At 39.5% G+C, this 23,948-nt stretch carries 22 protein-coding genes; 15 read left to right on the top strand and 7 right to left on the bottom strand.

Features of this window, described 5'->3' with window-relative positions; translation table 11 throughout:
* Positions 1-25: 25 nt before the first annotated feature.
* The 4 genes from nusA (at position 26) to truB (ending at position 5,639) form a co-directional block, all read left to right on the top strand.
* The gene (gene nusA / locus ACTG7L_RS03595; RefSeq protein ID WP_439327439.1) at positions 26-1,558 is read left to right on the top strand and encodes a transcription termination factor NusA; all 1,533 of its coding nucleotides are present in this window, start codon (positions 26-28) and stop codon (positions 1,556-1,558) included.
* Positions 1,559-1,578: 20 nt separating this feature from the next.
* Positions 1,579-4,092 (top strand): translation initiation factor IF-2, encoded by a 2,514-nt coding sequence (gene infB, locus ACTG7L_RS03590; RefSeq protein WP_439327438.1) that lies wholly within the window; start codon positions 1,579-1,581, stop codon positions 4,090-4,092.
* Between the two features lie 240 nt (positions 4,093-4,332).
* Positions 4,333-4,722, top strand: a complete 390-nt coding sequence (gene rbfA / locus ACTG7L_RS03585; RefSeq protein ID WP_439242108.1) for a 30S ribosome-binding factor RbfA — start codon at positions 4,333-4,335, stop codon at positions 4,720-4,722.
* Positions 4,722-5,639, top strand: a complete 918-nt coding sequence (truB, locus tag ACTG7L_RS03580; protein ID WP_439327437.1) for a tRNA pseudouridine(55) synthase TruB — start codon at positions 4,722-4,724, stop codon at positions 5,637-5,639. The genes rbfA and truB overlap by 1 nt, the downstream gene beginning before the upstream one ends.
* 38 nt (positions 5,640-5,677) lie before the next feature.
* Here the strand turns inward: truB and tyrS are convergent, their stop codons facing one another.
* From tyrS to ACTG7L_RS03565, 3 genes are all read right to left on the bottom strand, one after another.
* Positions 5,678-6,868, bottom strand: a complete 1,191-nt coding sequence (gene tyrS, locus ACTG7L_RS03575) for a tyrosine--tRNA ligase (protein WP_439327436.1) — start codon at positions 6,866-6,868, stop codon at positions 5,678-5,680.
* Positions 6,869-6,961: 93 nt separating this feature from the next.
* A complete protein-coding gene (locus ACTG7L_RS03570) occupies positions 6,962-7,318 on the bottom strand; it encodes a PD-(D/E)XK nuclease family transposase (RefSeq protein ID WP_439327512.1) in 357 nt (118 codons plus the stop codon).
* A gap of 112 nt (positions 7,319-7,430) precedes the next feature.
* Positions 7,431-7,763: a helix-turn-helix domain-containing protein gene (locus ACTG7L_RS03565; protein ID WP_439327435.1), complete on the bottom strand. Its 333-nt coding sequence runs from the start codon at positions 7,761-7,763 to the stop codon at positions 7,431-7,433.
* A 126-nt stretch (positions 7,764-7,889) separates the two neighbouring features.
* On the opposite strand from ACTG7L_RS03565, the gene ACTG7L_RS03560 reads away from it, so the two are divergent.
* The 10 genes from ACTG7L_RS03560 (at position 7,890) to ACTG7L_RS03515 (ending at position 16,606) form a co-directional block, all read left to right on the top strand.
* Complete coding sequence (locus ACTG7L_RS03560) at positions 7,890-8,147, top strand: hypothetical protein (protein ID WP_439327434.1); 258 nt, start codon at positions 7,890-7,892, stop codon at positions 8,145-8,147.
* 75 nt (positions 8,148-8,222) lie between these two features.
* Complete coding sequence (locus ACTG7L_RS03555; RefSeq protein WP_439327433.1) at positions 8,223-8,486, top strand: hypothetical protein; 264 nt, start codon at positions 8,223-8,225, stop codon at positions 8,484-8,486.
* Positions 8,487-8,612: 126 nt separating this feature from the next.
* Positions 8,613-8,918 carry a type II toxin-antitoxin system RelE/ParE family toxin gene (locus ACTG7L_RS03550; RefSeq protein WP_439327432.1) on the top strand — a complete coding sequence of 102 codons (306 nt, stop codon included), beginning with the start codon at positions 8,613-8,615 and terminating at the stop codon, positions 8,916-8,918.
* A gap of 9 nt (positions 8,919-8,927) precedes the next feature.
* Entirely contained in the window at positions 8,928-9,257 is a 330-nt protein-coding gene (locus tag ACTG7L_RS03545) for a HigA family addiction module antitoxin (RefSeq protein ID WP_439327431.1), read from the top strand.
* 90 nt (positions 9,258-9,347) lie between these two features.
* Positions 9,348-10,289 carry a 2-hydroxyacid dehydrogenase gene (locus ACTG7L_RS03540; protein WP_439327430.1) on the top strand — a complete coding sequence of 314 codons (942 nt, stop codon included), beginning with the start codon at positions 9,348-9,350 and terminating at the stop codon, positions 10,287-10,289.
* Complete coding sequence (locus tag ACTG7L_RS03535) at positions 10,289-11,494, top strand: lipoprotein-releasing ABC transporter permease subunit (RefSeq protein ID WP_439327429.1); 1,206 nt, start codon at positions 10,289-10,291, stop codon at positions 11,492-11,494. Before ACTG7L_RS03540 ends, ACTG7L_RS03535 begins: the two co-directional genes overlap by 1 nt.
* A 593-nt stretch (positions 11,495-12,087) precedes the next feature.
* Positions 12,088-12,768 carry a lipoprotein-releasing ABC transporter ATP-binding protein LolD gene (gene lolD, locus ACTG7L_RS03530; protein ID WP_439327428.1) on the top strand — a complete coding sequence of 227 codons (681 nt, stop codon included), beginning with the start codon at positions 12,088-12,090 and terminating at the stop codon, positions 12,766-12,768.
* Between the two features lie 3 nt (positions 12,769-12,771).
* Positions 12,772-14,010: a lipoprotein-releasing ABC transporter permease subunit LolE gene (lolE, locus tag ACTG7L_RS03525; RefSeq protein ID WP_439327427.1), complete on the top strand. Its 1,239-nt coding sequence runs from the start codon at positions 12,772-12,774 to the stop codon at positions 14,008-14,010.
* 101 nt (positions 14,011-14,111) lie between these two features.
* Positions 14,112-15,191, top strand: coding sequence for a 3-deoxy-7-phosphoheptulonate synthase AroG (gene aroG, locus ACTG7L_RS03520; protein ID WP_439327426.1), 1,080 nt, complete (start codon positions 14,112-14,114; stop codon positions 15,189-15,191).
* 104 nt (positions 15,192-15,295) lie between these two features.
* Positions 15,296-16,606 (top strand): restriction endonuclease subunit S, encoded by a 1,311-nt coding sequence (locus tag ACTG7L_RS03515; protein ID WP_439327511.1) that lies wholly within the window; start codon positions 15,296-15,298, stop codon positions 16,604-16,606.
* A gap of 78 nt (positions 16,607-16,684) precedes the next feature.
* Here the strand turns inward: ACTG7L_RS03515 and ACTG7L_RS03510 are convergent, their stop codons facing one another.
* Positions 16,685-17,488, bottom strand: a complete 804-nt coding sequence (locus tag ACTG7L_RS03510) for a tyrosine-type recombinase/integrase (RefSeq protein WP_439327425.1) — start codon at positions 17,486-17,488, stop codon at positions 16,685-16,687.
* A 104-nt stretch (positions 17,489-17,592) separates the two neighbouring features.
* Between ACTG7L_RS03510 and ACTG7L_RS03505 the strand changes: the two genes are divergently transcribed.
* Entirely contained in the window at positions 17,593-18,150 is a 558-nt protein-coding gene (locus ACTG7L_RS03505) for a hypothetical protein (protein WP_439327424.1), read from the top strand.
* Positions 18,151-18,359: 209 nt separating this feature from the next.
* Here ACTG7L_RS03505 and ACTG7L_RS03500 read toward each other — a convergent pair whose 3' ends face one another.
* The 3 genes from ACTG7L_RS03500 to hsdR form a co-directional block, all read right to left on the bottom strand.
* On the bottom strand, positions 18,360-19,781 hold the full coding sequence (locus ACTG7L_RS03500; protein ID WP_439327423.1) for a restriction endonuclease subunit S: 1,422 nt from the start codon (positions 19,779-19,781) through the stop codon (positions 18,360-18,362).
* 132 nt (positions 19,782-19,913) lie between these two features.
* A complete protein-coding gene (locus ACTG7L_RS03495; RefSeq protein ID WP_439327422.1) occupies positions 19,914-21,383 on the bottom strand; it encodes an N-6 DNA methylase in 1,470 nt (489 codons plus the stop codon).
* Between the two features lie 53 nt (positions 21,384-21,436).
* Positions 21,437-23,800, bottom strand: coding sequence for an EcoAI/FtnUII family type I restriction enzme subunit R (hsdR, locus tag ACTG7L_RS03490; RefSeq protein ID WP_439327421.1), 2,364 nt, complete (start codon positions 23,798-23,800; stop codon positions 21,437-21,439).
* Positions 23,801-23,948 lie beyond the last annotated feature (148 nt).

Raw genomic sequence — 23,948 nt, 5'->3', positions numbered from 1 at the left:
TAACTATTAAAAGGATAATGAAAAAATGAGTAAAGAGATTTTATTTGCAGCGGAAGCTGTGTCTAACGAGAAATCCCTACCGAAAGAAGTGATTTTTGAAGCCTTAGAAAGTGCCATTGCACTGTCAACTAAGAAGAAACATGCGCAAAAACAAGAGCGTTTAGGGGTGGAAAAACCGTCTGAAATTGATGTGCGTGTGGTGATTGATCCAAAAACCGGTGAATTTGACACATTCCGTCGTTGGATGGTGGTGGAAGAAGTCACTAACCCGACGAAAGAAATTACCTTAGACGCTGCTCGCTTAGATGAACCTGAGATTCAGTTAGGCGATTTTGTGGAAGATCAAATTGAATCCGTAGCCTTTGACCGTATTACCATGCAAACCGCTCGCCAAGTGATCAGCACCAAGATTCGTGATGCAGAACGTAGCCGTGTGGTGGAACAGTTTATCAGCGAAGAAGGCAAAATCGTGATTGGTACGGTGAAAAAAGTCAACCGTGAAACCATTATTTTAGAATTAATTGGGAACAAAGAAGATCCGGTGAAAGCCGAGGCCGTGATTGTGCGTGAAGATATGTTGCCACGTGAAAATTTCCGCCCCGGTGACCGTGTGCGTGGCGTGTTATACAAAGTCAGCCCTGAAAGCAAAGGGGCGCAATTATTTGTTACTCGTGCCAAACCGGTGATGTTAGAAGAATTATTCCGTTTGGAAGTGCCAGAAATTGGCGAAGAAGTGATTGAAATCAAAGGCTCCGCACGTGATCCCGGTTCAAGAGCGAAAATTGCTGTGAAAAGCAGTGACAAACGCATTGATCCCGTGGGTGCATGCGTGGGCATGCGTGGGGCGAGAGTGCAAGCCATTACCAATGAATTAGGTGGTGAGCGTGTGGATATTGTGCTTTGGGACGACAATCCGGCGCAATATGTGATTAATGCCATGGCCCCTGCGGATGTGAGTTCTATCGTGGTGGATGAAGATAATCATTCCATGGACATTGCGGTTGAGGGAGCGAATTTGGCCCAAGCCATTGGTCGTAATGGACAAAATGTCCGTTTAGCCACGCAGTTAACTGGTTGGACATTAAATGTGATGACCACCGATGAGTTAAATGAAAAACACCAAGCGGAAGATAATAAAATCTTAAAATTATTTATGTCGGCCCTTGAAATTGATGAAGATTTTGCACAAATCTTAATTGATGAAGGTTTTACTTCTTTAGAAGAAATTGCTTATGTGTCGGTCAGTGAATTAACCGCCATTGACGGTTTAGAAGACGAAGACTTAATTGAAGAATTACAAACCCGAGCTAAAAATGTGATTACCGCGACGGCGTTAGCGGAAGAAAAAGCCTTGGAATCGGCACACATTGAAGATCGCTTATTAAATCTTGACGGCATGGAACGCCATATCGCCTTTAAATTGGCCGAGCAAGGTATCGTGACACTGGAAGAATTAGCTGAACAAGGTGTTGATGATTTAGCAGAAATTGAAGAATTAAGCCCAGAAAAAGCCGCTGAATTAATCATGGCAGCACGTGAAATCTGTTGGTTTAGTTAATCGTTGTAAGGAGAAACAGTATGACAGATAAAATAGAAAATCAAGCCCCTAAAAAATTGAGCTTACAACGCCGTACCAAAACCACAGTGAGTACGACAACCCCGACAGGTAAAGCCAAAGCGGTACAGGTTGAAGTGCGTAAATCACGTAAAATTGACACTGAGGCCGCCAAAAAAGCAGCAGAAGAGGCTCGTTTAAAAGCACAAAAAGAGGCAGAACAAAAAGCCCAACAACAAGCGAAAAATGAGGCAGCTCAGAAAGCTAACGAAAAGGGTAAAAAAGAGCTGGAAATTAAATCGGATTTAGTCAAAGCCAAAGTGGAATTGAAATCTAAACCAGAAAAAAGTGCGGTGCAAAAACCGTTAGATCCAGAAAAAGAAAAACGCCGTGCAGAAGAGGCAGAATTACGCCGTAAAGCGGATGAATTAGCTCGCCAAAAAGCGGAAGAACAAGCACGCAAAGCAGCCGAAGAGGCCAAACGCTATGCAGAGCGTGATGACAGTAGCGAAAGTAGCAGCACAGAAGAATTTGCGGATTATCATTTAACCTCAAGCTATGCTCGTGACGCGGAAGAAGAAAATGTTCGTCGCAATGAAAGCCGTGGCCGTGGGGGTAAAAATAAAGTCACTAAAGCCAAAAAAGGCGGGCGTGATGACGATAAAGGCAATAAAAATGAACGCCAATCGGATCGTCGCAACCAAAAAGATTTTAAAGGCAAAGGTAAACAAGGTAAAAAAGGCAGTTCCATTCAACAAGCCTTTACCAAACCTGCCGCTGCGGTCAACCGTGATGTGGTGATCGGTGAAACCATTACCGTGGCAGAATTAGCCAACAAAATGGCGATTAAAGCCTCTGAAATCATTAAAACCATGATGAAAATGGGCGAAATGGTGACGATTAACCAAGTGATCGACCAAGAAACCGCACAACTGGTGGCGGAAGAATTAGGTCATAAAGTGATCTTGCGTAAAGAAAATGAGTTAGAAGAATCCGTCTTAGGCGACCGTGATATTGAGGCAGAAAAAGTCAATCGTGCCCCAGTGGTGACCATTATGGGTCACGTTGACCACGGTAAAACGTCGTTACTTGACTATATTCGTAAAGCCAAAGTGGCTGCCGGTGAGGCCGGTGGAATCACCCAACATATCGGTGCGTATCATGTTGAAACCAAAGGCAAAGTGATTACTTTCTTAGACACCCCAGGACATGCGGCCTTTACTTCCATGCGTGCTCGTGGTGCGAAAGCCACGGATATTGTGGTGTTGGTGGTGGCTGCCGATGATGGCGTGATGCCACAAACCATTGAGGCGGTCCAACATGCGAAAGCCGCCGGTGTGCCGATTGTGGTGGCCGTGAATAAAATTGATAAACCAGAGGCCAATCCCGATCGTGTAGAGCAAGAATTATTGCAATATGAAGTAGTCGCCGAAAAATTTGGTGGTGACGTGCAATTTGTGTATGTGTCCGCTAAAAAAGGGACGGGCGTAGATGAATTACTTGACGCGATCTTATTACAATCGGAAGTGCTTGAATTAACTGCGATTAAAGACGGTATGGCAAGCGGTGTGGTGATTGAATCTTACTTAGACAAAGGCCGTGGCCCCGTGGCGACTATCCTTGTTCAATCGGGAACCTTAAACCGTGGCGACATTGTACTTTGTGGCTTTGAATACGGTCGTGTACGTGCTATGCGAGATGAAAATGGTAAAGAAATTGACAATGCCGGCCCATCTATTCCTGTGGAAGTGTTAGGCTTATCTGGCGTACCAGCCGCTGGTGATGAGGCCACCGTGGTGCGTGACGAGAAAAAAGCACGTGAAGTGGCATTATATCGTCAAGGTAAATTCCGTGATGTGAAATTGGCTCGTCAGCAAAAAGCCAAACTGGAAAATATGTTTAGCAACATGGCCGAGGGCGATTTAGCCGAATTAAACGTGATCGTGAAAGCCGACGTACAAGGTTCCGTCGAAGCCATTGTTCAATCTTTACAAGAACTTTCAACCGACGAAGTGAAAGTGAAAGTGGTGGGTTCAGGCGTTGGTGGTATTACCGAAACGGACGCAACTTTAGCTGCAGCGTCTAATGCGATTATGGTCGGCTTTAATGTCCGTGCGGATTCGTCTGCTCGCCGTATTATTGAAAATGAACATATTGATTTACGTTATTATTCGATTATTTATGAATTGCTTAACGAAATCAAAGCCGCCATGAGCGGTATGTTACAACCTGAATTCAAACAAGAAATTATCGGCTTGGCAGAAGTGCGTGACGTGTTCCGTCATCCGAAATTTGGTGCGATTGCTGGCTGTATGGTGACCGAAGGTGTGGTGAAACGTAACAACCCAATCCGTGTATTACGTGATAACGTGGTGATTTTTGAGGGCGAATTAGAATCTCTCCGCCGTTTCAAAGATGACGTAAGCGAAGTGCGTAACGGTATGGAATGTGGTATCGGCGTGAAAAACTACAACGATGTGAAAGTCGGCGACCAAATCGAAGTATTTGAAGTGGTTGAAGTAAAACGCACGATTTAATATTGAAACCCTTTACCCTCACCCCTGCCCCTCTCCCAAAGGGAGAGGGGGAAAGTGTGGTTAAAAGGTGAAGAATTTTGATATCCTTTAAATCGTTCCCTCTTCCCTGCCCCTCTCCCAAAGGGAGAGGGGGAAAGTGCGGTTAAAAAGTGAATAATTTTGATATTCTTTAAATCGTCCCCTCTCCCTTTGGGAGAGGGCTAGGGTGAGGGTATTAAGGGCAAATTTTAAGAGAAAACAATGAGCAAAGAATTTAAACGTGCCGACCGAGTCGCACAAGAATTACAAAAAGAAGTGGCCATTATCTTGCAACGAGAAGTCAAAGATCCACGCATTGGCATGGTTACCGTATCGGACGTGGAAGTCTCCCGAGATTTAGCCTATGCCAAAGTCTTTGTCACGTTCTTATTTGATCATGATGAAACCGCCATTGAACAAGGCATGAAAGGGCTTGAAAAAGCTACGCCGTATATTCGTTCATTACTGGGCAAAGCCATGCGATTACGCATTGTGCCAGAATTGCATTTTGAATATGATCGTTCCTTGGTGGACGGCATGCGGATGTCGAATTTAGTCAGCGATGTGATTCGTCAGGATCAAGCTCGCCACGTGGAAGATAAGGAAGCATAATGTCCCGACCACGCAAAAAAGGCCGTGATATTCACGGCGTTTTTTTATTAGATAAACCGCAAGGCATGTCGTCTAACGATATTTTGCAGAAAGTAAAACGCTTATATCAAGCCAATAAAGCTGGTCATACGGGGGCGTTAGATCCCTTAGCCACAGGCATGTTGCCAATTTGTTTAGGGGAAGCCACAAAGTTTAGCCAGTTTTTGCTTGATGCGGATAAACGCTATCTTGTCACGGCAAAATTGGGTGAACGCACTGACACTTCTGATGCAGAGGGTCAAGTAGTGCAGACCCGAGAAGTGCGGTCAAAAACATCGGATATTTTAACCGCACTTGAGCATTTTCGTGGCGATTTAATGCAAGTACCTACCATGTTTTCAGCCTTAAAACATCAAGGCAAACCCTTGTACGAATATGCTCGCCAAGGTATTACGGTAGAACGTGAGGCTCGCCCGATTACTATTTTTGAACTGAATTTCATTGGCTATGAATCACCCTATTTAACCCTTGAAGTTCATTGTTCCAAAGGGACTTATATCCGTACCTTGGTGGACGATTTAGGCGAACATTTAGGCTGTGGCGCCCACGTCACCATGCTCCGCCGTACTGCGGTAGCCGATTATCCCGCGGAGAAAATGTTAACTTGGGAACAGTTGCAAACCCTAGCCGAGCAGCAAGATCTTGCGATTTTAGATAGCCATTTATTATCTGTGGATAGTGCTGTTTCAAAACTCCCCATGCTGACATTAACCGCAGAGCAAACCCGAGCGGTTGGCTTTGGGCAACGAGTGAAATTTGAAAATAGCCAACAACTTTATGGTCAAGTGCGGTTATTTTCTGATAAGAATCTGTTCTTAGGTGTAGCGGAAATTAATGCGGATAATGTGATTCGGCCGAGTCGAATGGTGAATTTGTAGATTAGGGGGGGCATGTTGACATGCCCCTTTTTACGTGATTATTTCACTGTCACTCTAGCAAACTTCCGTTTACCCACTTGATAAACCGCCGTTGTTCCAGCTTGAATCATTTGTTTTACATTATCCACCTGCTCGCCATTGATTTTCACCCCACCTTGTTGAGCAGCACGAATGGCCTCAGATGTAGATGGCACTAACCCTGCTTCTTTTAACAAATTGGCTAAACCGATTTCGCCTGTAAAGGTAAATTCAGGCATTTCATCCGGCATGGCTCCTTTTTGGAAACGATTGATAAACTCTTGCTCCGCCACATCAGCAGCCGCTTGATCATGGAAACGTGCGGTAATTTCTTTGGCGAGTAAAATTTTCACATCACGTGGATTTTTACCATTTTCCACATCGGCTTTTAATTGAGCAATTTCCGTTAATGGGCGGAAAGACAGCAAATCGTACCAATCCCACATTAATTCATCAGAAATGGACATCACTTTACCAAACATTTCATTCGGTGCGTCGGCCACGCCAATATAGTTACCTAAAGATTTGGACATTTTTTTCTCACCGTCTAAGCCCACCAATAATGGCAAGGTAATGGCGACTTGTGGTTTTTGTCCGTTGGCTTTTTGTAATTCACGACCGATTAACAAATTGAACGTTTGGTCTGTTCCGCCAAGTTCTACGTCTGCCTGTAAATGTACAGAATCGTAACCTTGTAATAACGGATAAATAAACTCGTGAATCGCAATAGGTTGTTGATTAGCAAAACGTTTTTTGAAATCATCACGTTCTAGCATACGAGCCACGGTATAGTTAGACGCTAAACGAATCATGCCCTCGGTGCCAAGCTGCCCCAACCATTCTGAGTTGAATACGATTTGAGTTTTTTGCGGATCAAGAATTTTGAAAATTTGTTGCTTATAGGTTTCTGCGTTGCGTAACACATCTTCACGTGTTAACGGTGGACGAGTCGTATTTTTGCCTGACGGATCACCGACCATGCCAGTGAAATCACCAATTAAAAATTGCACCTGATGACCCAATTCTTGGAACTGGCGTAATTTATTGAGAACCACCGTATGGCCTAAATGAATATCGGGAGCTGTTGGATCCGCCCCTAATTTCACACGCAAAGGGCGATTTTCTTTTAATTTTTCGATTAAATCTTGTTCGGAGAAAATTTGATCAATACCGCGCTTTAGTTCCGCGAGAACAGTATTCAAGTCTGCCATTTTGCATTCCTAATAAAAATAAAATAAAGGTTACATTATAGGGTAATTCAAGTAAAGATAAAGGGCAGAATGCGATATTTTCACAAATATCAATCAATTTACTCGTTTTTTGACTTTATCCACAGGTAAATCCACAACCTTAGAAATCATATTTAAATCTAATCCTAAAGAAAGCATATTTTGAGCATTTTGTTTTATGGTTTCTAATCGTCCTTTTTGAATCCCTCTCGATTCAGCTGATGTCAGCAAGGAATATTCGTCCCATTTGCGTTTTAAACTCACATCATACATTTGTTTTTCTCTCTTATTTAGGTTGCTGTATTCGGCAATTTGAAACAGTTTCTCAAAAATCGGCTTATTTAAATAGCGTGGCAACTGATTTAAATCTGCTATATTTTTTAACACATACAACCATTTGTGTAAATCGTTTTCTAGTTTATTTTTGAGTATTAAGTGCGGTGAAAATATCGCAAGATTTTTAGTTTAATTTTGGAATGGAGATCACAAAAATGGGAATCTTCAAGGGGAAAACGTGGGGGAATAGGGCGATTGCCCGTTGTCGCTAGTGTGTAAATTCTTTGATAAAAGCAATTAAATGGATTTTTTGTGATGGGGTTAATGCTAACCAATGGCGATCCAATTCATCCTGATTCCACTCCGCCATTTCCATACAATCCGCAAAAAAATAGCTAATCGGTGTTTTAAGAAACGTAGCAATGGCGACTAAATGTGCCACGTTGATTTTGTTGGTGCCACGTTCGTAGCGGGAAAGTTGGGGCTGAGAAATATCCACATACTCCGCTAATCGTTCCGCAGAATAACCTTGTTCACGGCGTTTTTGTTGGATACGTTGACCGATCAATTTATCAATTTCCGTAGAGATTAACTGTGCCATGGTATACCTTTTTTCAATTATTCATTTACTGCATAATTCTTCTCTATTTTTTACGTTGACTGAATACTCATTGAAGAATATAATTAAGTTAAATTATTCATCTATTAATAAAATAAGGAGTAAATTATGCGTAATTTAAGAAAATTGGCTTTATTGGCGGTTGGGTTAGGGGTTTCTAGTGTGGCTTTGGCTGAGTGGGAATCGGCTGAACTTGAAACAATGTTTGATACATCAGGTCGAAATCCTAATGGGGATTATGTAACCTGTGACTATAAAACAGGTGGACTTGTTGGTGGTGGATACCGTTTTTCCGTTACAATGAAAGGCTCGTGTGAGCTTTATATCGAGGTCGATCCTGAAAGTGGAAAATGGAGAAGAAGATAAGGAGAACGATAATGTTAACATCCGAATTTGAAATTAACGGAAAAATTGCACTTGCTTGTGAACCTGAAAAATTGAATGAAATCAAAGAAACATTGTCAAATTTTGACTATCAATTTTTTGAAAGAGTTTCGTGGAGATTCTACTGAGCTGGTTACGTTGATTTTCAAAAAACAATTTTTATTGCAAAATCCTAGTCAGCAGGATATGGATATGGCGGTTAATGATGAATTAGAGAGATATATTCCTAGCTTATTCAAAGAATTATCCGTACTTTCCATTGATAAGAATGATTTCACAGGGCGTATTGTAGAAAAGTCAGAACAAGCGGAAAAAAGTTAGCGTTATTTTATTTTAATGACCCAAAACCGAGTTTAGGCTCGGTTTTATGTTGATAATAAATAACTAGTTGCACTGTGTATTCGTTTGTTCTAAAATAATGGCATATCAATCAACATCAAGGCAAAAATGTTTAATCTTACATCCGCTCATTTTCGTGATAATTATCTTTACCGTTTTTTTCAATATGGTGAAAGCAACAGTAAAATCCCTGCAAATTTGGCAAAGGTATTAGCACGAAAATTGGATATGATAAGTGCAGCGGAAGGTCTTAATGATTTACGCTCACCGCCAGCTAATCGTCTTGAGTTACTTGAACCGAAAGAAAATAAGGTATATTCCATTCGAGTAAACAAGCAATATCGGTTGATTTTTAAATTTGAAAATAACGAGATTTCCAATCTCTATTTGGATCCACATCATTACGATTTATAGGAAAAAACAATGTACGCTACACAACGCAAACCTACTCCAGTCGGTGAAATCTTACAAGAAGAATTTTTAATGCCACTTAATCTTAAAATTGGTGATTTAGCGGAAATGCTTGATGTACATCGCAATACTGCCAGTGCTATTGTGAACAATAAATCTAAAATCAGCCTAGAAATGGCAATGAAACTTGCCAAAACCTTTGATACCACGGCGGAATTTTGGCTTAATTTGCAAAATAACGTGGATTTGTGGGAATTAAATCATAATGTTAAATATCAACAGAGCCTTGAAAAAGTCAAAACAGTGAAAGAATGGGCTAGGTTGCCTGCTTTTGCTATGTGATGATATAAATTTAGCACTACAATTCCCCCCTAAAAACTGATAGAATCCATTCCATCTACGGCTTTTTGTTAAATGTATATGGAGTATTCTATGAAAATCGTTTTTCTTGACAGCACCGCATTACCAAAACACATTCCTATTCCACGTCCCAATTTTGAACATCAATGGGTCGAATTTGAACACACTTCTGCTGAACAGGTGTTAGAGCGTGCGGCAGATGCGGATATTGTGATTACCAGTAAAGTGGTGTTTAGCCGTGAAATCATGGCTCAATTACCCCAATTAAAACTCATTGCATTGACGGCTACTGGTACAGATAATATTGACAAAGTCGCAGCGAAAGAATTCGGTATTGCGGTTAAAAATGTCGCGGGTTATTCAGCGGTAACCGTGCCAGAACATGTGTTAGGCTTTATTTTTAGCCTAAAACACAGTTTACATTTGTGGTATAAAGATCAGTTGCAAGGTAAATGGACTGAAAGCAAACAATTCTGCTATTTTGATCATCCTGTGCAAGATGTACGTGGTTCAACTTTAGGCGTATTTGGTAAAGGTTCGCTTGGTTCAGAAGTGGGACGATTAGCCACGGCTTTGGGCATGAACGTGCTTTATGCGGAACATAAAAATGCCACTCAATGCCGTGATAGTTACACGCCTTTTTATGATGTGTTAGCACAAGCGGATGTGTTAACCTTGCATTGCCCATTGAACCCAGAAACGAAAAATCTTATTAATGCGGAAACCCTTTCTCATTGTAAAAAAGGGGCGTTGTTAATTAATACTGGACGTGGTCCATTAATTGATGAACAAGCGGTGGTGGATGCGTTAAAAAGCGGGCAACTTGGTGGCGTGGCCATTGATGTGTTAGGTAAAGAACCAGCTACCAAAGACAACCTATTAATTATGGCGAGTCAGACGTTACCGAATATTATTGTTACGCCACATATCGCTTGGGCATCGGATCAGGCGGTTGAGATTTTGGTGGATAAAGTGCGGTTAAATTTAGAAGAATTTGTGAGAACGGGAAAATAATGAATTTAGGCATTTCAGCGTTTATTGCCTTACGTTACTGGCGAGCCAAAAGTGCGGATCGTTTTGGGCGATTAGTGACTAACCTTGCCAGTAGCGGCATTGTACTTGGTGTGATGGCGTTGATTATTGTTTTATCGGTAATGAACGGGTTAGAACAACATCAAAAACGCCAAGTTTTATCGAGCTTACCGCATGCGATTGTGATGAAGAAAAATGGGCATTTTTCCACCGCACAATTTCAATCGGAATTGCCTGATTTAAGCCAGCAGAATGTGATTAATGGTGTGACGTTGATTAATAGCACAAAAGCTATTTATCAAACGGCAAACGGTGTGAGTGCAGGTCAAGTGATTGGGGTGAAACAGCCGAGTGATGATCATTTATTAGACTATTTAGATCAAGGCAAATTAGATCATTTATTGCCAACCGGTGAATTTAAATTAATTATTGGTTCACAATTAGCTCAAAAATTAGACGTGCAAGTGGGTGACAAAATTCGCCTAATGTTAACAGAAAATAGCCAATATACGCCCTTGGGTCGAATTCCTATGCAACGCTTGTTCACCGTGAGTGAGATTTATTTTGCCACGAATGAGGCATCAGGTTACGAAACCTTTGCTAATTTAGCGGATATTGGACGATTAATGCGGATTAAACCTGAAAATGCACAAGGTGTACGATTATTTCTGCAAGATCCTTTTCAAATTACTGAACTTCCCCAAATTTTCCCTGAAGAGCAATGGCAAATTGATGATTGGCGAAGTCAAAAAGGCGAATTTTTTCAAGCGGTACGCATGGAAAAAAACATGATGGGCTTGTTAATTAGCTTAATTATCGTGGTGGCGGTGAGCAATATTATTACCTCATTGAGTTTAATGGTGGTGGATAAACAGGGTGAAATTGCGATTTTACAAACCCAAGGCTTAACTAAAAAACAAGTGCGGTGGATTTTTATTCTACAAGGTTTTTTTGTGGGATTGGTGGGAACCTTGATCGGTGCCGTGTTAGGCGTGTTGATCACCCTGTATTTAGGCGATATTGTTAATGCTATTAACCCTGTGGGTATTTATTTACCGACCGAGATTAATCTGTGGCAAATTGCGGTGATTGTGGTGTTTTCGTTGGGATTGTCGTTGGTATCGACGGTTTATCCGGCGTATCGGGCGAGTCGGGTGGAGCCTGCCGAGGCACTACGATATGAGTGATATTTGTGGGGTTTCGCCCACGGGGCGACTTACTTTTTCTTTGCTTTGCCAAAGAAAAAGTAAGCAAAAAGAAAGGCAACCCCAACTTTGCCTTGTTTCCTGAAAATGTTTTAATTTGCTTAACGGAAAATGGCTGAACTCGCTACGCTCAGACAGACGCCATTTCCCTACAAATTAAAACATTTTCAGGCGGCAAACATGGGGTCCATTGGTGATGAAATAAAGTGCGGTGGAAAAATACCTAGTACTGGCATACTAGGTTAAGCATGGTAACGCTACTTCGTAGCTTAGAAAAAAATATCTATTTTTTAACCGCACTTTTATTTATGCTCGGTCAAAACTTGGGGCCCCGTCTGAACCGCCTGAGCGTTTTGGTATTTTTAGCTAAATTTTGCATGTCTGAGCGTAGCGAGTTCAAAATTTAGCGTGAAGAAAATACCAAATAAGCTCAGAAAAGCGGTGAAGTCGGGGTGTGCTTTTCTTTGCCTACTTTCTTTTACACAAGTAAAAGAAAGTATGGTCGCCCATCGGGCGAAACCCGATTTAAATAAATTAACCAATTTAAACTAAAAAACTTAACAAAGAACATAAAAATGACAACAGAATTATTAACCTGCAACAACATCACCAAACACTACCACGATGGCGAAACCAAAACCCAAGTGCTTAACAACGTTAATTTTACGTTGAACGAAAAAGAATTGGTCGCCATTGTCGGCTCGTCAGGTTCGGGCAAAAGTACCCTGCTTCATACCCTCGGCGGACTGGATCAACCGACCACAGGCGAAGTGTTTATCAAAGGGCAATCGCTACAAAAAGCAAGTAGCGATGAATTAGCCAAATTACGTAATCAATATCTCGGTTTTGTGTATCAATTTCATCATTTAATGGCGGATTTCACCGCACTAGAAAACGTGATGATGCCAATGTTAATCGGCAATCAAAACAAAACCGAAGCCAAAGATCGGGCGGAAAAGATCTTAAAATCTGTTGGACTTTCGCACCGCATTTCTCATAAACCGTCTGCCTTATCAGGCGGTGAACGTCAGCGTGTGGCGATTGCAAGGGCGTTAGTCAATAATCCAGCGTTGGTATTGGCAGACGAACCAACAGGGAATTTAGATCGTGCTACCACCGAAAGTATTTTTGAGTTAATTCAACGACTTAATCAAGAACAAGGTATTGCCTTTTTATTGGTCACGCACGATTTGCATTTGGCAGAAAAATTACAACGTCGCATGATTATGCAAGACGGCGTATTGCGAGTGGAGTAGGCGATGAATACCGCATTCTTAATTAGTTGGCGTTACCAACGAGCCAAGCAAAAAAATCATTTGGTTTCCCTGATTGCGTTTTTCTCTACACTCGGTATTGCATTGGGCGTGGCAGTATTGATCGTGGGATTGAGTGCCATGAATGGGTTTGAGCGAGAACTGAATAACCGTATTTTAGCCGTTGTTCCTCATGCTGAAATTATATCGGCGGAAAATCAGCCCATAACTGACAAACAACAATTAGTCAGCACCTTGCAACAAGTACCCAATATTCAAGGCGTATCGCCTTTTGTCAGTTTTACTGCTTTAGTGGAAAATGGGGCAAAAATGAAAGTGGTGCAAGTGAAAGGAGTGGACAAAACAGTACAAGATACGGTCAGCCGACTAGGGGATTTTGTCCTCGATCAGGCATGGCAATCGTTCTCTAATCATTCAGGCTTAGTATTAGGCTACGGCATTGCCAAAGAGTTAGAGGTACAAACAGGCGATTGGGTGACATTGCTGATTTCGCAAAATAACGGTGAAGACATGGCACAGCCAAGTCGTGAGCGGATTCAGGTGTCGGGAATTTTACGTTTAGACGGTCAACTTGATCATAGTTATGCCCTCATGCCGTTAGCCCAAGCACAACAATATTTAGACTACAATGCTAATCAAATTTCGGGTGTCGATCTGAAAGTAGCGGATCCGTTTAATATGAATAGCTTGGATTTTTCTGCGTTAAACAGCTATCCACAATTACTCAATTTACAAACTTGGGTGAGCAAATTCGGCTATATGTACCGTGATATTCAACTGATCCGTACCATAATGTATATTGCCATGGTGCTAGTGATTGGGGTAGCTTGCTTTAATATTATTTCCACGCTGATTATGGCAGTGAAAGATAAAGCAGGCGACATTGCGATTATGCGAACATTGGGGGCAAACAACGCCTTTATTAAACGCATTTTTGTTTGGTATGGCTTACAAGCAGGCATGAAAGGCTGTTTAATCGGCATTGTATTAGGGGTATTTTTAGCCTTAAATTTAACCGCACTTATTCAAGGTTTAGAAAGTCTGATTGGACGAAAATTATTGTCTGACGGCATTTACTTTGTGGATTTCTTGCCAACAGAATTACATTGGCAAGATGTGCTATTCGTGTTGGTTTCAGCATTATTATTGAGTTTATTGGCAAGTCTTTACCCAGCCAATCGAGCTGCAAAATTACAACCTGCTCAAGTATTAAGCAGTTATTAAAATAATTGCATTGTACTAGTTTACTAGTGCAGAAATTGATGCTACATTAACAGCATGTTTACACGGAAAGTGTTTTATTGATTTTATGAGAGTGATGAATTATGGTAAAAAGTAAAAATGAAATTCGTATTGCGAATGACGATACCCGTATTGGTAAAATTGAACAATTATTACCCCCAGTTGCCTTATTAGAAAAATATCCAGCCAGCGAGATTGCCGTTGAAACGGTGAAAACGGCACGCTCTGAAGCACATAATATTATTCACGGTGAAGATGATCGCTTGTTAGTGGTTATTGGCCCTTGTTCGATTCATGATCCAAAAGCAGCAATGGAATATGCTCAACGTTTAAAATCATTGCGTGATAAATATCAAAATAATTTACAAATTATCATGCGTGTATATTTTGAAAAGCCTCGTACGACAGTGGGTTGGAAAGGGTTGATTAACGATCCGTATTTAAACGACAGTTATGCGTTAAATGACGGTTTGCGTCTAGCACGTAAATTATTAGCCGATATTAATGATTTAGGCTTGCCGACCGCTGGCGAATTTTTAGATATGATCACGCCACAGTATGTGGCGGATTTAATGAGCTGGGGAGCGATTGGGGCAAGAACCACCGAATCGCAAGTTCACCGTGAATTAGCGTCTGGCTTGTCTTGCCCTGTGGGCTTTAAAAATGCCACCAACGGCGGCGTAAAAATTGCCCTTGATGCCATTGGATCCGCAGAAGCAACACACCATTTCTTATCGGTGACAAAATTCGGCCATTCCGCTATTGTCTCTACCAAAGGTAATCAGGATTGCCACATTATCTTACGTGGTGGCGATAAAGCCACTAATTATGACGCAGAAAGCATTGCCAAAGTCTGTGCCGATATTGAAAAAACAGGACATATTGGTCACGTTATGGTCGATTTCAGCCATGCCAACAGCAGCAAGCAATTTAAACGTCAAATGGACGTATGCCAATCTATCAGCGACCAATTAGCCCAAGGCTCAAAACAGATTTTTGGTGTGATGGTAGAAAGCCACTTAGTAGAAGGTCGTCAAGATTTAGTTCCGAATAAACCACTCACTTACGGACAAAGTATCACCGATGCTTGTATTGGTTGGGAAGACACTGAAATCTTGTTGCAACAGCTTGCAGAGGCGGTTGAGGAAAGAAGAAAAGGGTAATTTATTCAGTGAGATAGAAGTGCGGTGGAAAAAATAATAGTTTTTTTCACCGCACTTTTTTTGTTTGTGTATCTTCCTGAAAAGCCCCTTATACAAAGGACGATCTGCCGTTTGAGATTCCGAATAGTTGGGAATGGGTGAGATTGGGGGATATTTTGGACGTAAAAGGGGGAAAACGTATTCCAGCAGGATTAAAACTTCTTAGAGAAGATACTGGCTTCAAATATATTCGTGTTGCAGATATGAAAGATGGCTCTATTATGGATTCGGATATTCATTATATATCTGAAGAAATTTATCAAAAAATTTCTAACTATACTATTTCTTCAAATGATCTCTATATAACTTGTGCTGGAACGATAGGAAAGGTTGGTTTAGTTCCTGAAATTTTTGATGGTGCTAATTTGACAGAAAATGCAAATAAACTTATCTTTTCATATTTAAATAAAAAATGGTTATTTTATTTTTTATCTTCCAATTTTGTGCAAGAGCAGATAAAAGAAGCTACTACGAAAGTGGGGCAACCTAAATTAGCAATTAAAAGGATCTTAGAAGTACGTATCCCATTAATACCATTAAACGAACAACACCGCATTGTCGCCAAAATAGAAGAGCTACTTCCATTTATCGATCAATACGACCAAAAAGAACAAGCTCTAACCGCATTAAATAAAAATTTCCCCGAGCAATTAAAAAAATCCATTTTACAAGCGGCGATTCAAGGCAAACTCACCGAACAGCTAGACACCGATGAGCCTGCGATTGAGTTGGTTAAACGGATTCAAACGGAAAAACTGCGGTTAATTTCGGAAAAGAAATTGAAAAAGACGAAAGGGCAAATGAATATTTTTGATCCTGATAATTTACAGAATGAGAATGTGCCGTTTGAGATTCCTGAGAATTGGGTTTGGGTAAGGTTGGGAGCGATAATTTTATTGAACCCAAGAAATAAACTAGATGACGATTTAGATGTGTCATTTATTCCTATGAATTTGATTTCTGATGGTTATAAAAATGAACATTCATTCCAAAAGAAAAAATGGAAAGAAATTAAATCTGGTTTCACTCATTTTTCAGAGAATGATTTAGCTATTGCTAAAATAACACCTTGTTTTGAAAATAGAAAATCGGTTATTTTTCAAAAATTAAAAAATGGATTTGGAGCAGGAACGACTGAGTTATTTATCCTGAGAGCAATTAAAGAAACGATAAATATTCGTTATCTTTTTTGGTTTGTTAAATCTCATTACTTTATCAATAATGGGGTTAAATCTTATACTGGAACTGCAGGACAGCAGAGAATATCATCAAATTATATTAATAATTGTTTATTTCCACTCCCTCCTCTATCCGAACAACATCGCATAGTGGAAAAAATTGAATTGTTATTAAATCAAATCAATCATTTATCGTAGGGTCGGATCTATGTATCCGACCGAAATTACGCTCCGTTAATCAATGGGCGGATACGTAGATCCGCCCCTACAAAATTATCACCAATCAATAATCTTATTCACAATTGCCTGTTGTTCCGTGCTAGTTCTACGCAAATAAATTCGGGTAGTTTCAATACTTTCGTGTCCCATTAAATCGGCTAAAAAGGCAATATCATTAAATCGTTCCAAAAAACTTTTAGCAAAGCGATGGCGAAATGAATGGGGATAAACTACTTTCGGATCGAGTTGATAACGTTTTGCCAAGATCTTTAATTGCCCTGAAATGCCCCTCGTAGTAATGCGTTCGCCGTATCGATTTAAAAAAATAAAACCATATTGTTTATGTTGAGCCGTTAGCCAAGCTAAACATTCTTGTTGTAATTTTTCGGGGATATAAATTCGGCGTAATTTCCCGCCTTTGGAATAAAGATCAAGAAAACCCACTTGAATATGTTCGCATTTAAGTTGAATAAGCTCGCTCACCCTTGCCCCAGTCGCCGCCATAAATCGAATGACAAAATACCAATAAAGCTCATTATCTTCTTTTAAACGTTGTTTAAAATAATGATAATCGGCTTCGCTAATCACATTTTCTAAAAAAGGCTTTTGTTGTACTTTTACGAAAGACATTTTCCACTTTTCTTTTTTGATAAATTCCAAATAAGAATTAATAGATCGTAAGCGTAAATTAACGGTTTGCGGTTTGAAATGTTCAATTAAATAAACCTTATATTCTTTCAAATTAGATTTATTAATTTCGGGAAAAAGATGAAAATATTGTTTCACGGCAAATAAATAAGCGGAAACGGTATTTTTAGCGAGATTAGATTGCATTAAATGCTGTTGATATGATTTTATCATATTGATTTCCTTTTGTTGGTTGAAAATCAATATGATAAATCAAGCATTGTTTGTTTATACAGGTAATGTTAAAATAGATAAAAATTTAATTGAAAGGTCTAGAAATGACAAAAAAGATAAAGATTAATGAAAAAGGGTACGACTTATCTCATTTGGATGTCTTTTATCATACATTTATACAAAATGAAACTAAAACATCTAATCAAAAGACATACCGTTGTCTTATTGAATTTAGTCATCACTGTTTTACTAAGAGTCCTAATATTCATAAGGGTGAAACATTAAATGATTATGACACTATGTTACATTATAAAACAGAAAAAGAAACAAGAATATTTGATTATGATAGATATGAATTATCAAAAAAGTTACCAGAAATTCTAAAAAATATGGATAAGCAAAAATGCTTTTTCACTTCTGCTGACGATAAATTCTTGACTATTTCAATACAACGATTAGATGGAACATTCATTGATTACGAAATTTATTTTTCACTCAAGCGATCTAAAAAATGTGATGTACATATCTTCATAAACAGTGCGTATGCTAAAGACGTAAATTACAAGCACAAGGAAAGAAAACAGATCAGACGTAAACCAATTTCATTTTTTGTATTACTGAAAAATACATTAGAAAACAAGAAAATAAAACGCCCGAAATAGTAAAGCCCCATAAAATTATGGGGCTGTACAGAAACCGCTTTATAACCGCTCTTGGGCTAGTAACCTAAAAAGGCTGGACAAACGCTAGGGAAATTCCCCATTTCTGCTTACACGTCTTGTTAGTAATCTTAGTATATAATATCTATTCTTTAATAGCAAAATATTTTGAAGCTTACTAGAGCTAGATAGGATCAAATCCATTGATCCTGCTATAGGCTCAGGCGGTTTTCTTGATTTAATAACAATTCAATTTTTTCTACTATGCGATGTTGTTCGGCTAGTGGCGGGAGTGGTATAAATTCATCTTTTAATAATACATAATGTCGGGCATATCCACGATTTCTGAGTTTATCTGAGATATACTGAAACCAATAATACATATATAAATAATTAACAAGAATAAATTTATGTAATTTTGTTCCATCAGCACCAATAACGAATGGAAAATCAATATATTTTATATTTCTAGTATGGTCTCCAAATAATACAACAGGAATATCTTTAATTAATTTTAATTCCTCATCAACATAACCATCTATAATATTTTTCCCTTGACTAACTACAGGATGTTTCCCTATTTTTTTTATTTCTTTTGATAATACTTGGTTATCTTTACTACCTATAAGGTAGGATATTGTTTCTAACTTCACCCAAACCCAATTCTCAGGAATCTCAAACGGCACATTCTCATTCTGTAAATTATCTGGATCGAAAACTGCCGATTGCCCTTTCGTCTTTTTCAATTTCTTTTCCGAAATTAACCGCAGTTTTTCCGCTTGAATCCGTTTCACCAGTTCAATAGCAGGCTCATCGGTGTCTAGCTGTTCGGTGAGTTTGCCTTGAATCGCCGCTTGTAAAATGGATTTTTTTAACTGCTCAGGGAAATTTTTATTTAATGCGGTTAAGACTTGTTCTTTTTGATCGTATTGATCGATAAATGGAAGTAGTTCTTCTATTTTTGCGACAATGCGGTGTTGTTCATTTAATGGGGGGAGTGGAAATAGTATATTATTTAATTCATCAACAGGAAGCCCTTTTACTGTTAATCCCTGCCCTTGTAGCTTTAATGTTTTGAAGAAATAAATGAAAAATAATTTATGTATATCATCAGATAATATAATTCCTCTAAGATCTTGATTTATGGCTAAATCTATTTTATTTATTGCAATTTTTCCTAATCCCATTCTAGTGCAGAGAATGATATTTTCTTTTGGTATTATGTTGGATGAACTATTTTCTAAACCTATTTGAGAAATGAGATCGGTAGTTCTATCTATATAAATACTATCTTTATCCAAGTCTTTAACACTAGCCCAAGGAATTTTTCCATTCCAATATTCAAATACATTTTTTAATGGCGTACCGCCACCAATATTTTGAATAATAATATCCCCCAATCTCACCCACTCCCAACTCTCAGGAATTTCAAATGGCAGTTCGTCCTTTGTATAAGGGGCTTTATCGGCAGATTTTTTGCTTTTTTTAATTTTACCTTCGGCAATCAAGCGGTCCTTTTCCGCTTGAATTTTACCTAGCAAAACACTTGCAGGTTCATCATTCGGATCTTGTGGCACAAGTTTGCCTTGAATGGCAAGTTGCAAAATCGCATTTTTTAATTGTTGAGCTTTCATTTTTTGTTTTACTCTGTTTAAAATTCAGTTATCAAGTAATACTTAATAACTGAATTTATCATAATATATTGTTATATAATGATTAATCTCATTATTGATTGATTTTTAATCGCAGGTGTCAAAATTTTTAATCTACAACTTAATCCCCAAAATCCCCGTAATTTCCCCCAAAATGCGATCAATATCGGAATTCAACGCGGTGCGTTTTTGTTGATATTGTTGGATCAACTCATCAGGCGGTAAAATTTCTTCTTCTTCGTGGGGGAAACCGCATAAATCAAGGTTAAATTGACGATCAGCAATCTCTTGATAACTAAAACTTTTCGCCTTAAAAAATCCTTCAATTTCAATGTCTTTGCGGTCATTCCACCATTCCACTACATCATTAAAATGTTCCAATTTCATCGGTTTGGTTTTAGAGAAATTTTTATAGCCTTGTGGCATATCTAAGCGATAAATCCAGGTTTTTTCCGTGGCTTGGGTGTTGTCAAAAAATAAAATATTGGTGGTAATCGACGTATAAGGAGCGAACACGCTATGGGGCAAGCGAATAATGGTATGCAAATTCATTTCGCTCATTAATTTTTGCTTAATCGCCACTTTGGCATTGTCGGTGCCGAATAAAAAACCATCTGGCAACACAATCGCCGCTCGTCCATTTTTCTTTAAACGGTACATAATTACCGACATAAACAAATCCGCCGTTTCGCTGCTACGTAAATTGGCGGGAAAATTGGTTTTTATTTGCTCAATTTCACTGCCCCCATAAGGCGGATTCATTAAAATAATGTCAAATTTATCGGCTTCGGTATAATCTTTCACCGATTTTTCAAGGGCATTGTCGTGGTGAACATCGGGGTTATCAATGTCGTGTAATAACAAATTGGTGATACAAAGTAAATGTGGCAGGGCTTTTTTCTCAATGCCGTAAACCGATTGATTAAACAAACTGCGGTCAGAAACCGACTGAATTTGCAACTCCAACACCTTTAAGGCGGAAGTTAAAAATCCGCCCGTACCACAGGCAAAATCCGCAATGCGTTCGCCTAATTTCGGCTTGATCATCTGCACCATAAAATCGGTTACGGCACGTGGGGTATAAAATTCCCCCGCATTGCCCGCACTTTGTAGGCTTTTTAAAATATTCTCGTAAATATCGCCAAAAGCGTGGCGTTCTTGGTATTGTTCAAAATTAATTTCATCAATAATATTAATTACTTGGCGTAATAATACACCATTTTTCATATAGTTATTATTATCTTCAAACGCCGCCCGAATAATCCGTTGATTCATCGGGGTTTGAGCGGAAACAGGCAGATTTTTCAACGCAGGAAAGAGATCGTTATTGACAAAATTGAGCAGTTCGTCGCCTGTCATTGCTTTGCCGTCTTTCCGATCTTTCGCCCAATTTCCCCAACGTAAAAAATCGGGGATAAGAGAGCGGTAATTATCGTTAATCAACTCCCATTCTTGTTCTTTGGCATCGTAAATTTTTAAAAACAAAATCCACACGATCTGCTCAATACGTTGTGCATCACCGTTAATCCCTGCATCATTTCGCATTACATCTTGCAGGCGTTTGACTAAATTATTTAGGCTCATAGGGTTCCTTGTGTTGTTGTTCGTTTAAAAGTGCGGTTCAAAATGGGGGATTTTTATTCTGCATAAATCATCTTCTCCAACCCTTTTACCGCTTTTTGATACAATTCTTTGCCACCAAATTTTTTGATAATCGACACTAAACCGCCAAAAGGGCTAAATTGTGGCGTTTGCAAGAGTTCGGTTTTGGCTAAATCTTTTACGCCTGATTTCACATATTCATCAAGTAGCAAGCCTAAAACCTGTTGATTTTCTTCGGGATATTGTTCCACATAGCCACTTTGTTTGACTCTCTCGGCTCGTTCGGTTTTGGTGAGTGGGGTTTTGTTGAATGCCACGCTACTGAGCAAGTCAAAATCATCAATATTGTCATCGAAATGGGCTTTTTTGCGTAAGCTGACGAGCCATTTATTGTTGGCGTAGAATTTTTCGGATAGGGTTTCAGAACCTTGCTGCCATTGTTGTTTAAATTGTTCAAAGTCGGCAAAATCTTGTTGAATATGGCGTTTGGAGAATTGATCGATGTCTTCATAAACCAATTCGCCTTGTTCGTTGAGATATTGCACTTTTTCATCAATAATGCGTAAGGTGAGTTTGCCTGCTTCAATGATGATCGCAGGTTTGTAAATTTTAGGTTCTTCTTCTACCTTGTCAGGTTTATTTCCGTTATCTGGATCGGGATATTTTGTTGGTTTGGGATTAGGCTCAGGATCTAAAATGACAACAGGTTCCCCATCAAAATCAGGATCGGCAAACAATTTGCTTACACCACGAAAATCCATAATGGTGAAGAAATTTTTATCCGCTTCGGGGCGAAGTCGGGTGCCACGTCCGATAATTTGTTTGAATTCGGTCATGGATTGAATATTGGCGTCTAATACCACCAGTTTGCAGGTTTGGCTGTTGACGCCTGTGGTCATTAATTTTGATGTCACCGCAATCACAGGATAGGCTTTTTCTTCGTTTTTTACATCACAAAAGGCTTCTAAATCACCTGTTTTGCTGGACTGATCGCCGGTGATTTGGCGAATATATTTGGGATTTTGTTGTACCATATCCGCATTTAAGCGACAAAGCTCGGCGACCATTCGTTGTGCGTGGTCAATATTGGCACAAAAAACAATGGTTTTGTCATTGCGATCGTTTTGCTTTAAATGCTCGGTAATGCGTTCCGCCACAAGGCGAGTGCGGTCATCTAGCACGATGTTGTAATCAAAATCTTTCACCGTGTAAAGGCGGTCTTCTACGGGATTACCGTTTTTATCTAACAAGCCTTTAGTCGGTCGCCAGCCTTTTAAATCGCAATCTAAATTGACATCAATCACTCGATAGGGTGCAAGAAAGCCGTCCTCAATGCCTTGTTTTAGGCTGTAAGTGTAAATCGGATCGCCGAAATAATGAATATTGCTGGCATCCGCCGTTTCTTTGGGCGTGGCGGTCATCCCAATATGGGTAGCTTGATTGAAATAATCCAAAATGGCTCGCCAGTTAGAATCTTCTTTGGCACTGCCACGATGACATTCATCAATAATAATCAAGTCAAAAAAGGACGGTTGGAACTGTTTAAACAGCTCATTTTCTGCGGTAGGACTGCCGTCTAATTGCTGATACAACGCCATATAAATTTCAAAGGCACTGTCCATTTTGCCTTGTACTTTGGTGAGCACTTTTTTAAACGGCTTAAAATCTTCTCGAATGGGTTGATCCACCAAAATATTGCGATCCGCCAAGAACAAGATCTTTTTCTTCGCTCCACTGGCTTTTAAACGGTGAATAATTTGAAAAGCGGTGTAGGTTTTGCCCGTTCCTGTTGCCATTACAATCAAAATGCGTTGCTTTCCTTGAGCGACCGCTTCAATGGTGCGATTAATAGCGATTTCTTGATAATAACGCGGTTCCCGAAAGGTATTTGCGTCGGTGTAATAAGGCTGTTGAATCAGTTTTAACTGTTCGGGCGTATAGCGGCTGAAAAAACGCTGGCTTAATTCATCAGGCGTTGGAAATTGGTTTATCGGCAAAGTGCGTTGTACGCCAGTTAAAAAATCATGTTCTACAAACTCGTCACCATTACTACTATAAGCAAAGGGAATATCAAGTAGTTGAGCGTAATCTATGGCTTGTTGTAAGCCAAATCTGGAGGAATGCGTATTATCTTTAGCCTCCACAACGGCAATTTTCCGGTTGGGGGAATGATAAAGCAAATAATCTACTCGCTTGGCTTCTTTGCGAGAGGCTTTTTTCGTTTTCGGATCTATCAACATTCGTCCGTCAGTAAATGGTTTTCGCACCGAAAAGCTGTATTCTTCGCTGATTTGACGCTCGTTCCAACCTGCTTGAACAATGGCTGGCGTGATAAATTTGGTGCGAATATCCGCTTCGGACATTTGGCGTTTTTCTTCTGGTGTGAATTCCGTGGACATAAGGTTAACTTCCGATAATGATTTATTATGTTGAGATTATGCCAAAATTCTTGAGATTTTTCTATCTTTCCAACAAGATAAAAATTTCAGAAATTTATACCGCACTTTTCCCTTAAAAAGCCCATGAATTTGGTATATGATATACGGC

Source organism: Lonepinella sp. BR2357 (assembly GCF_051851525.1).
Taxonomy (GTDB): Bacteria; Pseudomonadota; Gammaproteobacteria; order Enterobacterales; family Pasteurellaceae; genus Lonepinella.
This window is presented reverse-complemented; position numbering and strand designations above follow the sequence as displayed.